This is a genomic window from Mycobacterium rhizamassiliense (genome assembly GCF_900157375.1).
GTDB lineage: Bacteria > Actinomycetota > Actinomycetes > Mycobacteriales > Mycobacteriaceae > Mycobacterium > Mycobacterium rhizamassiliense.
Genome location: NZ_LT721901.1, coordinates 5,367,550 through 5,381,410, shown reverse-complemented (window position 1 = coordinate 5,381,410; position 13,861 = coordinate 5,367,550). Strand labels below are relative to the sequence as shown.

General features: G+C 68.4%; 14 protein-coding genes. 13 read left to right on the top strand and 1 reads right to left on the bottom strand.

The genetic code is table 11. The features are described 5' to 3' along the window. Nucleotides 1-7: 7 nt before the first annotated feature. The 6 genes from MRAB57_RS25365 to MRAB57_RS25340 all read left to right on the top strand — a co-directional run bounded on the left by MRAB57_RS25365 (nt 8) and on the right by MRAB57_RS25340 (nt 6,078). A complete protein-coding gene (locus MRAB57_RS25365; protein ID WP_077089800.1) occupies nt 8-1,123 on the top strand; it encodes a M24 family metallopeptidase in 1,116 nt (371 codons plus the stop codon). A gap of 50 nt (nt 1,124-1,173) precedes the next feature. Then, entirely contained in the window at nt 1,174-1,470 is a 297-nt protein-coding gene (locus MRAB57_RS25360) for a hypothetical protein (protein ID WP_077089799.1), read from the top strand. Between the two features lie 137 nt (nt 1,471-1,607). Next, complete coding sequence (gene efp, locus MRAB57_RS25355; protein ID WP_077089798.1) at nt 1,608-2,171, top strand: elongation factor P; 564 nt, start codon at nt 1,608-1,610, stop codon at nt 2,169-2,171. Continuing rightward, nucleotides 2,168-2,677, top strand: a complete 510-nt coding sequence (nusB, locus tag MRAB57_RS25350) for a transcription antitermination factor NusB (RefSeq protein WP_077089797.1) — start codon at nt 2,168-2,170, stop codon at nt 2,675-2,677. The genes efp and nusB overlap by 4 nt, the downstream gene beginning before the upstream one ends. Further along, entirely contained in the window at nt 2,674-3,072 is a 399-nt protein-coding gene (locus MRAB57_RS25345; RefSeq protein ID WP_077089796.1) for an antitermination protein NusB, read from the top strand. Before nusB ends, MRAB57_RS25345 begins: the two co-directional genes overlap by 4 nt. Before the next feature lie 159 nt (nt 3,073-3,231). Continuing rightward, nucleotides 3,232-6,078: an aminotransferase class I/II-fold pyridoxal phosphate-dependent enzyme gene (locus MRAB57_RS25340; RefSeq protein WP_077089795.1), complete on the top strand. Its 2,847-nt coding sequence runs from the start codon at nt 3,232-3,234 to the stop codon at nt 6,076-6,078. Between the two features lie 6 nt (nt 6,079-6,084). On the opposite strand, the gene MRAB57_RS25335 is transcribed toward MRAB57_RS25340, so the two are convergent. Further along, on the bottom strand, nt 6,085-6,453 hold the full coding sequence (locus tag MRAB57_RS25335; RefSeq protein ID WP_077089794.1) for a DoxX family protein: 369 nt from the start codon (nt 6,451-6,453) through the stop codon (nt 6,085-6,087). Nucleotides 6,454-6,558: 105 nt separating this feature from the next. Here MRAB57_RS25335 and MRAB57_RS25330 point away from each other — a divergent pair, with 105 nt between their 5' ends. The 7 genes from MRAB57_RS25330 to MRAB57_RS25300 all read left to right on the top strand — a co-directional run bounded on the left by MRAB57_RS25330 (nt 6,559) and on the right by MRAB57_RS25300 (nt 13,812). Further along, on the top strand, nt 6,559-6,915 hold the full coding sequence (locus MRAB57_RS25330) for a winged helix-turn-helix transcriptional regulator (RefSeq protein ID WP_077089793.1): 357 nt from the start codon (nt 6,559-6,561) through the stop codon (nt 6,913-6,915). Nucleotides 6,916-7,113: 198 nt separating this feature from the next. Next, a complete protein-coding gene (locus tag MRAB57_RS25325; protein ID WP_077089792.1) occupies nt 7,114-7,878 on the top strand; it encodes a GntR family transcriptional regulator in 765 nt (254 codons plus the stop codon). Continuing rightward, on the top strand, nt 7,875-8,105 hold the full coding sequence (locus tag MRAB57_RS25320) for a 4Fe-4S dicluster domain-containing protein (protein ID WP_077089791.1): 231 nt from the start codon (nt 7,875-7,877) through the stop codon (nt 8,103-8,105). The genes MRAB57_RS25325 and MRAB57_RS25320 overlap by 4 nt, the downstream gene beginning before the upstream one ends. A 25-nt stretch (nt 8,106-8,130) precedes the next feature. Continuing rightward, nucleotides 8,131-9,519, top strand: coding sequence for an ABC transporter substrate-binding protein (locus MRAB57_RS25315; RefSeq protein ID WP_077089790.1), 1,389 nt, complete (start codon nt 8,131-8,133; stop codon nt 9,517-9,519). Beyond that, entirely contained in the window at nt 9,516-10,394 is an 879-nt protein-coding gene (locus MRAB57_RS25310) for an ABC transporter permease (RefSeq protein WP_077089789.1), read from the top strand. The genes MRAB57_RS25315 and MRAB57_RS25310 overlap by 4 nt, the downstream gene beginning before the upstream one ends. Next, complete coding sequence (locus MRAB57_RS25305) at nt 10,391-11,131, top strand: ABC transporter ATP-binding protein (RefSeq protein ID WP_077089788.1); 741 nt, start codon at nt 10,391-10,393, stop codon at nt 11,129-11,131. Before MRAB57_RS25310 ends, MRAB57_RS25305 begins: the two co-directional genes overlap by 4 nt. Beyond that, nucleotides 11,128-13,812 carry a fumarate reductase/succinate dehydrogenase flavoprotein subunit gene (locus tag MRAB57_RS25300; RefSeq protein ID WP_077089787.1) on the top strand — a complete coding sequence of 895 codons (2,685 nt, stop codon included), beginning with the start codon at nt 11,128-11,130 and terminating at the stop codon, nt 13,810-13,812. Before MRAB57_RS25305 ends, MRAB57_RS25300 begins: the two co-directional genes overlap by 4 nt. The last annotated feature ends 49 nt before the right edge of the window (nt 13,813-13,861 follow it).

Genomic DNA, 13,861 nt, shown 5'->3' with positions numbered 1-13,861 from the left:
GTGACTCGTGACACATTCCCAGCGTCGAAACAATTTGAAAGCGCAGATCGCCGCGAGCGGGTTGGACGCGATGCTGGTCACGGACCTGATCAACGTCCGGTACCTGTCGGGTTTCACCGGCTCGAACGGCGCGTTGCTGGTCTTCGCAGACGATCGCGGGCCCGTTTTGGCCACCGACGGCCGGTACCGAACGCAGGCCGCCGAACAAGCACCCGACCTCGAGGTCGCGATCGAGCGCGCGCTCGGACGCCATCTGATCGGCCGGGCCGCCGACGCCGGGGTGGGGAAGCTGGGCTTCGAAAGCAACGTCGTCACGGTGGACGGCTTCGACGCGCTGACCAACGAGCTGACCGACCGTAACTCGGCCACCGAGCTGGTGCGGGCCGCCGGAACGGTCGAGGCGCTGCGCGAGATCAAGGACGACGGCGAGCTCGCGTTGCTGCGGCTGGCCTGCGAAAAGGCCGACGCCGCGCTGGCCGATCTGGTGGAGCGGGGCGGGCTGCGGCCCGGCCGGACCGAGCGTGAGGTCAGCCGCGAGCTGGAGGCCCTGATGCTCGACCACGGCGCCGATGCGATCTCGTTCGAGACCATCGTGGCCGCCGGGCCCCACTCCGCGATCCCACACCACCGCCCGACCGACGCCGTCCTGGCGCACGGCGACTTCGTCAAGATCGACTTCGGCGCGCTGGTCGCCGGCTATCACTCCGACATGACCCGCACCTTCGTGCTGGGCCAGGCCGCCGACTGGCAGCTGGAGATCTACCAGCTGGTCGCCGACGCGCAGCGCGCCGGCCGGGAGGCGCTGCACCCCGGCGCCGACCTGCGCGGGGTCGACGGCGCGGCGCGCCAGCTGATCGTCGACGCGGGCTACGGCGAGCAGTTCAGCCACGGCCTGGGGCACGGCGTCGGCCTGCAGATCCACGAGGCGCCGGGCATCGGCGCCACCTCGTCCGGGACGCTGCTGGAGCGCTCCGTGGTGACCGTGGAGCCCGGCGTCTACCTGCCCGGCCGCGGCGGCGTCCGCATCGAGGACACGCTGGTCGTGGGCTCCGGTACAGGGCAAGCGACGGCGGCCCCCGAATTGCTGACCCGGTTCCCCAAGGAATTGGCCGTCCTGACCTAGCCGCCGATCTCGCACTGCCGGAACCGTTGCGCCTGCGTAGGATTCGGCGCGTGGTGGCCTACCTAGCCCTCATCGTTGTGTATGTCGTGGCCGCATTCTCGGCGCTGGCCGGGCTCGGGTTCACAGTCCAGCTGTTCATCAGGGACGAACATCAAGCGACCGGCACCGCGCGGGGGCCGATTCTGATCGCGGTCGGCGTTGGGTTAGGCCTGATGGCCAACATCGTCACGGTGCACTTACCGCCGTCGTCAGCTTCCGACTTGGTGGCGCCGCCCAGCATGACCGACCAGTGCGATAACAACGACGGGCTTTTCGGCCTGTGCGGCGCCGGGCAGCTGCACCGCTAGTTGCGGGTGCGCCCCGACAACATCGCTTTCGGGCATCCGTAAGATGGCAATGACCACAATCAGCATCATCGTTTGACCCATGGCGCCAACCTCGTGCCGATTTGGGTTGTCTGACCATCCCGTAGGAGATAGACCGCGTGCCATCGACCGCCGACTTCAAGAATGGGCTTGTCCTGGTGATCGACGGCCAGCTCTGGCAGATCATCGAGTTTCAGCACGTCAAGCCCGGCAAGGGCCCGGCCTTTGTGCGCACCAAGCTCAAGAACGTGCTCTCGGGCAAGGTCGTCGACAAGACGTACAACGCCGGCGTGAAGGTGGACACCGCCACCGTCGACCGCCGCGACGCCACCTACCTGTACCGCGATGGGTCCGACTTCGTGTTCATGGATAGCCAGGACTACGAACAGCACCCGCTGTCCGAGTCGCTGGTCGGCGACGCCGCGCGGTTCCTGCTGGAAGGCCTGCCGGTGCAGGTGGCGTTCCACAACGGGGCTCCGCTGTACCTGGAGCTCCCGGTGACCGTCGAGCTCGTGGTCACCCACACCGACCCCGGCCTGCAGGGCGACCGGTCCAGCGCCGGCACCAAGCCGGCGACCGTGGAGACCGGTGCCGAGCTTCAGGTGCCGCTGTTCATCAACACCGGCGACAAGCTCAAGGTCGACTCCCGCGATGGCAGCTACCTGGGACGCGTCAACGCGTGAGCAGGCCCGTTAAGGGACGCCATCAGGCCCGCAAGCGCGCGGTCGATCTGCTCTTCGAGGCCGAGGCCAGGGACCTGAGCCCGACCGACGTGGTCGAGGTCAGGACCACGCTGGCCGAAACCAATCCCGACGTGGCGGCGCTGCACGCCTACACCGTCACGGTCGCCAACGGGGTGTCCGAGCACCTCGCCCACATCGACGACCTGATCAGCTCGCACCTGCAGGGCTGGACGCTGGACCGGCTGCCCGCGGTGGACCGCGCCGTCCTGCGGGTCGCGGTGTGGGAGCTGCTGTATGCCGACGACGTGCCGGAGCCGGTCGCGGTGGACGAGGCCGTCCAGCTGGCCAAGGAGCTGTCCACCGACGACTCGCCGGGCTTCATCAACGGGGTACTCGGCCACGTCATGCTGGTGACGCCGCAGATCAGGGCGGCCGCCCAGGCCGTCCGCGACTCGGTGTCCTCCGGTGCCGCGGCCACACCGGAGAACCCCGAACCGCAGTCATGACCCGGCTGCAGCTGCGCGCCCTGGTGGCTGCCGTGCTGGCTGCAGCGGTGGTGATCGGAGCGGTCGTCTGCGCGGCCTACCGGCTGAGCATCGTCGCGGCGGTGCTGGCGATCTTCGCGCTCGGTGTGGGCGCCTGGCTGTACCACGCCGTCGAGCGCCTCCTGTTGGCCCGCCGCATCGACACCGTTCGGTCGGCGGCCAAACCGCTGCAGCCGCTGCTGCCGGTGATGGCGGCCCTGATGAGCCTGACGCAGGCCCTGGTCCGGTCGCTCAGCGACGTCACCGACGCGCCGCTGCGGCGCTGGGACCTGCCGATGCTGCGGCGGATGGACAGCAGCCGCGTTAACCGCGGGGTGCTGGACGGCGACGGCAGGGACAACAGGCCGGAGCGCTGATTGACCTCGGCGAATCCTGAGTGAAACGATCGCGTGGGAAGCGCGAGCGGGTCACAATAATCGCTGGGTTTGCCAGCGATGGCACCATCGACGGGGACTGTCGCTAACGCCGATTCGCACCGGACGGCCGCTGCCCGCGCCAACAGAACAGGTGACGAGATGAATCCGTACAGCGCCTACTCGCGACGACTGCGCGTCTCCGCGCTGGCGGCGGTGGCCAATCCGTCGTACACGCGCATCGACACGTGGAACCTGCTCGACGACGCGTGCCGTTACCTCGCCGAGGTCGACCTGGCCGGGCTGGACAAGTCGCACGAGGTGGCTAAGGTCAAGCGCCTGATGGACCGCCTCGGCGCCTACGAGCGGTACTGGCTGTACCCGGGGGCGGAGAACCTGGCCACCTACCGCGCCCACCTCGACAGCCTGTCCACGGTGCGGCTCGCCGAGGAGGTCTCGCTGGCGGTGCGGTTGCTCTCCGAATATGGCGACCGCACAGCGCTTTTCGACACCTCCGCCCCGCTGGCCGATCAGGAGCTGGTGGCCCAGGCCAAGCGCCAGCAGTTCTACACCGTGCTGCTGGCCGACGACTCGCCCACGATGGGGCCCGACAGCCTGGCCGAAAGCCTGCGCGAGCTGCGCGGCGCGGCCGACGACGTGCGGTTCGAGCTGCTGGTGGTAGCCAGCGTCGAGGACGCCATCACCGCGGTCGCCTTGAACGGGGAGATTCAGGCCGCGATCATTCGCCACGACGTGCCGCTGCGCTCGCGCGACCGCGTCCCACTGATGAACACCCTGCTGGGCGCCAACGACGACCCGAGCGGCCGCGACTGCGGCACCGACTGCATCGAATGCGGCGAGTGGATCCACGAATTGCGGCCGCACATCGACCTTTACCTGCTCACCGACGAGTCGATCGCGGCGGGCAGCGACGAGGACAACGGCGTCTACAACCGGACGTTCTACCGGCTCAACGACGTCACCGATCTGCACAGCACGGTGCTGGCCGGCCTGCGAAACCGTTTTGCCACACCGTTTTTCGATGCCCTGCGGGCCTACGCCGACTCGCCCGTCGGCCAGTTCCACGCGCTGCCCGTCGCGCGCGGTGCCAGCATCTTCAACTCGCGTTCGCTGCAGGACATGGGGGAGTTCTACGGCCGCAACATCTTCATGGCCGAGACGTCGACCACCTCGGGCGGCCTGGACTCGCTGCTGGACCCGCACGGCAACATCAAGAAGGCGATGGACAAGGCCGCGCACACCTGGAATTCGAACCAGACCTACTTCGTCACCAACGGCACGTCGACGGCCAACAAGATCGTCGTGCAGTCGCTGACCCGGCCCGGCGACATCGTGCTGATCGACCGCAACTGCCACAAGTCGCACCACTACGGCCTGGTGCTGGCCGGCGCCTACCCGCTGTACCTGGACGCCTATCCGCTGCCGCAGTTCGCGATCTACGGGGCGGTGCCGCTGGAGACGATCAAGAAGGCGCTGCTGGACCTCGAGGAAGCCGGCCAGCTGGACAAGGTGCGCATGGTGCTGCTCACCAACTGCATCTTCGACGGGGTCGTGTACAACCCGCAGCGCGTGATGGAGGAGGTGCTGGCCATCAAGCCGGACATCTGCTTCCTCTGGGACGAGGCGTGGTACGCGTTCGCCACCGCGGTGCCCTGGGCCCGGCAGCGGACCGCGATGGTGGCGGCCGAACGCCTCGAGCAGATGCTCGCATCGCCGGAATACGCTGCGGAGTACCGTACTTGGGCCGAGTCGATGCAGGGCGTCCCGCGCTCGGAGTGGGTCAACCACCGGCTGATGCCCGACCCGAGCAAGGCACGGGTCCGCGTCTACGCCACGCACTCGACCCACAAGTCGCTGTCGGCGTTCCGGCAGTCGTCGATGATCCACGTGCGCGACCGCGACTTCAATTCCCGGGCCCGCGACGCCTTCGGCGAGGCGTTTTTGACCCACACCTCGACGTCGCCGAACCAGCAGCTGCTGGCCTCGCTGGACCTGGCGCGCCGGCAGGTCGACATCGAGGGCTTCCAGTTGGTCCGGCAGGTCTACGACATGGCGCTGGTGTTCCGCGGCCGCGTGCGCAAGGACCGGTTGATCAGCAAGTGGTTCCGCATCCTCGACGAATCCGATTTGGTGCCAGAGGAATTCCGGGCCTCCGCGGTCAGCTCCTACCGCCAGGTCGTGCAGGGCGCGCTGGCGGAGTGGAACGAGGCGTGGCGGTCCGACCAGTTCGTGCTCGACCCGACGCGGGTCACCCTGTTCCTCGGCAACACCGGCATGAACGGGTATGACTTCCGCGAAAAAGTTCTGATGGAGCGCTTCGGCATCCAGATCAACAAGACGTCGATCAACAGCGTGCTGCTGATCTTCACGATCGGCGTCACCTGGTCGAGCGTGCATCACCTGCTTGACGTGCTGCGCCGGGTGGCCACCGACCTCGACCGGGAGCAGGAGCTGGCCAGCGTGGCCGACTGGACGCTGCACCAGCGCCGCGTCGAGGAGATCACCCAGGACCTGCCGCACCTTCCCGACTTCAGCGAATTCGACGAGGCGTTCCGTCCCGTGGACGCCTGCATGTTCGGGGACATGCGCTCGGCGTTCTACGCCGGATACGAAGAGTCCGACCGCGAGTACGTGCAGATCGGCAGCGCGGGGCGGCGCATCGCCGAGGGCAGGAAGCTGGTGTCCACCACGTTCGTGGTGCCCTACCCGCCCGGATTCCCCGTGTTGGTCCCCGGCCAGGTCGTCTCGAAGGAGATCCTGTACTTCCTGGCGCAACTCGACGTCAAAGAGATCCACGGCTACAACCCGGAACTCGGGCTGTCGGTGTTCACCGCCGAGGCGCTGGCCCGCCTCGAGGCCCAGCGCGCCGCGGCGACCGCCGCCGTCGGTACCGCGTTCCCGGCGTTCGAGCTGCCGCCGGACGCATCGGGATTGAACGGGACACGCAATGGTGAACACGCCAACCAGGCCGTGACCGAGGACGTCTGACGGGCCTCAGCCCACGATTCGGCCGATCGCGACGAAGGCCGCGAGCAGCAGCAGAATCACGTTGACGGGCAACGGTTGTCGTTCGTTACGGCTCAGGTGCACGCGCAGCGCACCGATCTGAACGATGACCAGCCCGACTGCGGCGATCGGGATAAGGATGCGGGCGATGCCGGTCGCCTCGGGCAGGATCACGCCGAGCGCCCCGAGGATCTCGACCGCGCCGACGGCTTTCACGGCCGCGTCCGAGCGGTCCTTCATCCAGTCGAGTCGGCCCGTCGCCACGAGTTGCTCACGCGGCCGAATGACCTTGAGCCCGCCCGCAATCAGATACACGAAGGCGAGCAGGCCCTGCGCCGTCCACAATGCGATGTTCATGGCAGTCCCCAATCCTTACTATTCGTGCGTAGCCACATCGTGTGTCAGCGCTGCGGCGGCGACAAAAGGCACATCGATGTATGCATCCAGGAAAAGGACTTCGGTATGACGCACATCACAAACACGAAGTGCATTCCGCCGGGCGGCGCAGTACGAGAGGTGCTCGATCGCATCGGCGACAAGTGGAGTCTGCTGGTGATCGGTGCGCTGCGGGACGGCCCGATGCGGTTCGGTGCGCTGGCGGAAACCGTGGAGGGCATATCGCAGCGGATGCTGACCCTGACCCTCAAGCACTTGGTCGAGGATGGTCTCGTCGATCGCACGGCCTACGCCGAAGTGCCACCGCGCGTGGAGTACGAGCTGACCGAACTCGGGCGGACACTGCTACCGCTGGTGATGTCCCTCGCCAAGTGGGCCATGGCCCACCGCGACGAGATCAACGCCAACCGCACGTCCCGGTAAGCCCCGCCCGGCCGCAGCGATGGTTCTGCTCAGCGGGATCGCAAAGCCGCGGGCGTCGCCCAGGTGGCGCAATAGTCGTCGGGGCCGGAGTTTGCGCTGGTGGACGGCGAATCCGACCCGGCGCAATAGGTTGACCTACCGTCACGGGCGCTCACCGCTCACCCGAAAAACGGCCCTGAGCTGCGTTAGCGTGACGGCGTGGCTGAGGCGATACCCATACGCGGACCCAGGGCCGACCGTGCCCGCCTGGTCGCGGATGTCCTGCGCCAGCAGATCCACGCGGCCGCCTATTCGGACGGGCTGCCCGCCGAAAGCGACTTGGCCGCCGAGTTCTCGGTGTCGCGCAACACCATTCGCGAGGCGCTGGGCATCCTGAAGCAGGAGGGCCTGATCGACCGCGGGCCCAAGGTCGGCACCCACGTCGCGCAGCGCAAGTACGACCACCGCATCGACTCGCTGCTGGGGCTCAAGGAAACGTTCAAGCACATCGGCGAGGTCCGCAACGAGGTGCGCGCCGCCATGTCCGTGGTCGCCCCGCCCGCGGTGGCAAGCCGGCTGCGGTTGGAACCCGGTGAGCAGGCGGTATTTATCGAGCGGCTGCGCTACCTGGGCGATCTGCCGCTCAGCCTCGACCTGACCTACCTGGCCCCCGATATCGGCGCGCAGATTCTCGACCACCCGCTGGAGAACCCCTTAGAAAAGCAAGACCTGTTCGCGCTCATCGAGCAGGTGAGCGGCCACCGGCTGGGCTCGGCGGCACTGGCGCTGGAGGCGATCCCGGCCGACGCGCACTCGGCGGCCACGCTGCAGGTGCCGGACGGGTCGGCACTGCTCATGCTCGAGCGACTCACCAGCCTCGACGACGGACGACCCGTCGACCTCGAATACATCCGGATGCGTGGCGATCGAATCACCATGCGCGGCAACCTTTTAAGAGCCGAACCGATAAGGAGCATCCTATGACGCTGGTCAACAACAACCGTGCCGACGTGCCGGTGACCATCGACGAGTCGCTCTGTATCGACGGCTGTACGCTCTGCGTCGAGGTCTGTCCGCTCGACGCGCTGGCGATCAACCCGGATACCGGGAAAGCCTTCATGCACGTCGACGAGTGCTGGTATTGCGGTCCGTGCGCAGCTCGCTGCCCAACGGGCGCCGTCACGATCAACATGCCGTATCTCATACGCTGAAATAACCTAACCCCCAAGGCTTTTCATGAAACAGCCCACAGCCCGGCTGGCGTCGATTGTGTTCGCCATTGCCGCAACAGTTTCCGGCTGCTCGCTGGAATCGCTTTCGCAGTCCTCCGGTGTGGTCAACGTCGTCGTCGGCTACCAGTCCAAGACCATCAACACCGTCACGGCGGGCACGCTATTAAGGGCCCAGGGCTACCTGGAGCACCGGCTCGCCGACATCACCACCCGCACCGGCACCAAGTACGCCGTCCGCTGGCAGGACTACGACACGGGCGCCCCGATCACCGCGCAGATGCTCGCCGAGAAGATCGACATCGGCTCGATGGGCGACTACCCGATGCTGATCAACGGCTCCAAGACGCAGGCCAACCCGCTGGCGAAAACTGAGATCGTCTCGATCACCGGCTATAACCCCAAGGGCGCGCTGAACATGGTTGTGGTGAAGCCGGATTCGTCGGCCACCACACTGGCCGACCTGGCCGGCACCAAGGTCTCGGCCAGCGTCGGTTCGGCCGGCCACGGCACGCTGATGCGCGCACTGGACCGGGCCGGGATCACCGGAGTCGAGGTGCTCAACCAGCAGCCGCAGATCGGCGCGTCGGCCCTGGAATCCGGCCAGGTGCAGGGTCTTTCGCAGTTCGTCGCGTGGCCCGGGCTGCTGGTCTTCCAGGGCAAGGCGAAGCTGCTCTACGACGGGGCCGAGTTGAACCTGCCCACCCTGCACGGCGTGGTGGTGCGGCGCTCCTACGCGTCGGCCCACCCGGAGGTGCTGGGCGCGTTCCTGCAGGCCCAACTCGACGCGACCGATTTCCTCAACGACAAGCCGCTGGAAGCCGCGCGCATCGTCGCCCAGGGCAGTGGCCTGCCCCAGGAAGTGGTGTACCTCTACAACGGCCCTGGCGGGACGTCGTTTGACACCACGCTCAAGCCATCGCTCGTCGAGGCACTGAAAAGCGATGTGCCGTATCTGAAGTCGATCGGCGACTTCGCCGATCTCGACGTCCCGGCATTCGTCCAGGATGCCCCGCTGCGCGCGGTGTTCGCCGCCCGCGGTCGCGACTACAACGCGGCGCGGGCCTCAGGTACCAACCCGTCGCTGCTCAGCGGCGACCCCCAGCTGGCGAGCGAACTGTGGCTGGACGGGGCGGATTCCACGCAGACGGTCGCCAACCCCACCAGCCTGCTGCGCGCGATCAGGGATGCGACCGCGCACGGCAGCAAGGTCCGGGCGGCCTTCGTTCCCGACACCGAGTTCGGCACCCGGTGGTTCGCCGACAAGGCGGTCTGGGTGCAAGACGGACAGACGTATCTACCCTTCGGCACCCCGGCCGGGGCACATCGCTACCTCGCCGCACATCCGGGCAGCGCTGCCATCAATTATCAAGAGGCACTGGGAGGTTCGGCATGACTGCCTACGTCACCGGAGGGCCGACGGCCGCGGTGGCCGACGATGCCGTCGGCGCGGTTCCACTGACCGGGATCGACACCCCGCGGCGGTCCGCCTCGCCCTGGCGGTGGCGGCTGCTGCGGCTGGTGTCGGTGGCCGCGGCGATCGGGCTGTGGCAACTGCTCACCGAAGGCAAGGTGCGGCTGCTGCTGCGCTTCGACACGCTGCCGACCGTCACCCAGATCGTCAGTGCGCTGCACCGCCGGCTGGGGACCTACGAGTACTGGCTTGACCTGGCGCAGTCGTTGATTCGGATCCTCACCGGCTTCGGGCTGGCCGCGGCGGTCGGCGTGGCCACGGGCGTGCTGCTGGGCCGGTCGCGGTTGTTCGCCAACACCTTCGGTCCGCTGACCGAGCTGGTTCGGCCCGTTCCGGCCATCGCGATGGTGCCGGTGGCGATCCTGCTTTTCCCCACCGACGAGGCCGGCATCGTGTTCATCACCTTCCTGGCTGCCTACTTCCCGATCCTGGTCAGCACCCGGCACGCGGTGGCTGCGCTGCCGACGTTGTGGGAGGACTCGGTGCGCACCCTGGGCGGCGGCCGGTGGGACGTGCTGGCCCGGGTGGTGTTGCCGGGGATCCTGCCCGGCGTGTTCGGTGGCCTGTCGGTCGGCATGGGCGTGGCGTGGATCTGCGTGATCTCCGCCGAGATGATCTCGGGCCGTCTCGGCATCGGTTACCGCACCTGGCAGGACTACACCGTGCTGTCCTACCCGCAGGTGTTCGTGGGCATCATCACCATCGGGGTGCTGGGGTTCCTGACGGCGGCCGCCGTCGAATTGTTGGGCCGCCGCGTCACGCGCTGGCTGCCGCGCGCACAGGAGGGTCTGCGATGACCGTGGGAATGAGCCTCGAACTGGATCGAGTCCGGTTGTCCTACACGGGAACTCCGGTCATTGACGGGCTGAGCTTGACGGTGCGCCCGGGGGAGATCCTGGTGCTGACCGGGCCGTCGGGCTGCGGCAAGTCGACGGTGCTGCGCGCGCTGGCGGGCCTGCTGACGCCCGACGGCGGCCGGGTGCTGGCCGACAACGCCGAAGTCACCACTACGTCGGGCGACCGCGGCATGGTGTTCCAGGACAACGCGCTGCTGCCGTGGCGCACGGTGCGCTCCAACATCGAACTGGCGCTGCGGCTGCGCGGTGAACCGCGGGCCACCCGGCGTGGCCAGGCCGAGCACTGGATCGACGAACTCGGCCTCGCCGGTTTCGGCAACTACCTGCCCAAGAGCCTGTCCGGCGGGATGCGCCAGCGCGTGCAGCTCGCCCGCGGCCTGGCCGGGGCGCCCCGCGCGGTGATGATGGACGAGCCGTTCGGCGCGCTGGACACCCAAACCCGGGGCGCCATGCAACGCTTGCTGATCGACGCCTGGCGCACCCACCCCACCACGATCGTGTTCGTCACCCACGATGTCGACGAGGCGCTGGCGCTGGGCGACCGGATCGTGGTGCTGGGCAGGGCGGGCCAGCCGTTGCGGGCGGTGCTGGAGGTATCCGAACCCCGGACCGGGCAACCACGCGAGGAGCTGCGCGCGGAAATCATTGCGGCACTGAATCATACGGTGGCGGCATGATGGAAATCCCAGATCTGACACCGGTCCGCCTCGACTGCGACGTGCTGGTCATCGGCGGCGGCACGGCGGGAACCATGGCGGCCCTGTCGGCCGCCGAGCACGGCGCCCAGGTGCTGCTGCTGGAGAAGGCGCACGTGCGGCACTCCGGTGCGCTGGCGATGGGGATGGACGGCGTGAACAACGCCGTCATTCCGGGCAAGGCCGAACCGGAGGACTATGTCGCCGAGATCACCCGCGCCAACGACGGAATCGTCAACCAGCGCACCGTGTATCAGACGGCCTCCCGCGGTTTCGCCATGGTGCAGCGCCTCGAACGCTACGGCGTGAAGTTCGAGAAGGACGAGCACGGCGAGTACGCGGTGCGCCGCGTGCACCGCTCGGGCTCCTACGTGCTGCCGATGCCGGAGGGCAAGGACGTCAAGAAGGCGCTCTACCGGGTGCTGCGGCAGCGGTCGATGCGGGAGAAGATCCAGATCGAGAACCGCCTGATGCCGGTGCGGGTGCTCACCGACAACGGTCGTGCCGTCGGCGCCGCCGCATTGAACACGCGCACCGGCGAATTCGTCGCCGTCGGCGCCAAGGCCGTGATCCTGGCGACGGGGGCGTGCGGCCGGCTGGGCCTGCCCGCGTCGGGCTATCTGTACGGCACCTACGAGAACCCGACCAACGCCGGCGACGGCTACGCGATGGCCTACCACGCGGGCGCCGAACTCTCCGGTATCGAATGCTTCCAGGTCAATCCGCTGATCAAGGACTACAACGGCCCGGCGTGCGCGTACGTGGCGAACCCGTTCGGCGGGTATCAGGTCAACTCGCACGGCGAGCGGTTCGTCGACTCCGACTACTGGTCGGGGCAGATGATGGCCGAGGTGAAAAGCGAGATCGACTCCGCGCGCGGCCCCATCTACCTCAAGGTGTCGCACCTGCCCGACGAGACGCTGACCGCGCTGGAAAACATCCTGCACACCACCGAACGCCCCACCCGGGGCACGTTCCACGCCAACCGCGGACACGACTATCGCACCCACGACATCGAGATGCACATCTCCGAGATTGGCTTGTGCAGCGGCCACTCCGCATCGGGGGTGTGGGTCGACGAGCACGCCCGAACCACGGTGCCCGGGCTGTACGCCGCCGGTGACATGGCCTGCGTCCCGCACAACTACATGATCGGGGCCTTCGTGTTCGGCGACCTGGCCGGCACGCATGCCGCCGGGATTCGCGCGGAAGTCAGTGCGCCACAACAGCTCCCGGAGGACCAGCTGCGCGAGGCGCACGAGCTCATCTATCGGCCGCTGCGCCACCCGGACGGACCGCCGCAGCCGCAGGTCGAATACAAGCTGCGCCGGTTCGTCAACGACTATGTGGCACCGCCGAAGTCGGCGGCCAAGCTGTCGATCGCGGTGCGCACCTTCGACCGCATGCAGGACGAGATCGCGGAGATGGGGGCCCACAACCCGCACGAGCTGATGCGGGCGGTCGAGGTGTCATTCATCCGGGACTGCGCCGAGATGGCCGCGCGTTCGTCGCTGACCCGCACCGAATCGCGGTGGGGCCTCTACCACGACCGCGCCGACCTGCCCGGCCGCGACGACAGCCAGTGGGGTTATCACCTCAACCTGCGCAAGGGGCCCCAGGACCAGATGGTGTTCCTCAAGCGCCCCGTCGCCCCGTACTTCGTGCCGGTCCCGGAGCTGGACGGGCTGCCGCCGACCGACCGCACGGTGTACGAGGTGGAGCAGCCGGAACTGGTCGGCGGCAAGGCGCCGGCCAGCGCGGCATCCCGAATCGCCGCGCCGTCAACCGCTTTCGAGCCGCCGTCGCCGCGCATCGCCGAGGTGCTCGCCCTCGAGGAGCCGACGATCGCCGACCTGCAGCCGTATCTGGCCGACGCTGATCCGGGGGTGCGCCGGACCGCGGTGGCGACGCTGACCGAGCACATCCCCGACGGGTACGCGGTGGCGCTGCTGGCCGCGCTGGCCGACGCCGACTCCGGTGTGCGCCGGACGAGTGCCGAGGGCATCCGCGAGCTGGTCGAGGTGCTGCCCGACCCGGCGGGCGCCGAGCCGTATCTGCTGTCCGACGACACCGTGGTGCGGGCGGCCGCCGTCTACCTGCTGGCCGCGCGCCGGGCCGGTGCGGCGGACCAGTACCGCCGCGCGCTGAACGACCCGGACCACCGGGTCCGGATCGAGGCCGTGCGGGCGCTGGTCTCGGTCGACGACGTCGATGGCGTCGTCGCCGCCACCGGCGACGAGAGCCGGGAGGTGCGTATCACCGCCGCCGCCGGTCTGGCCACCCTGCGGGGTGGCGCCGAGGCCGTCAGCGCGCTGATCGCCGATCCCGATCCGTTGGTGCGGGCGGCCGCGCTCGCCGCGCTCAGCGAATTAGGCTGCGGCCCAGACGATTTCAAGGTGGTCGAGAAGGCCCTGCGGGCACCCGCCTGGCAGGTCCGCCAGGGTGCGGCCCGGGCCCTGTCCGGGGCCGCGGCCGACCTCGCGGTGCCGCGGTTGTCCGAGGCGCTGTCCGACGCGCACCTGGACGTGCGCAAGGCGGCGGTGCTGAGCTTGACCCGGTGGGCCGGTGAGCCCGCCGCGCGCGACGCGCTGGGGCTCGCCCTCAAGGACACCGACGCCGACGTGCGGGCCTACGCGCGGCGCGCACTGCAGGAAGTCGGCTAGTCGCCCGGGCGCACAAGGCGGAGAGTGTGCGTTCAGGGCGTTGAGGGTG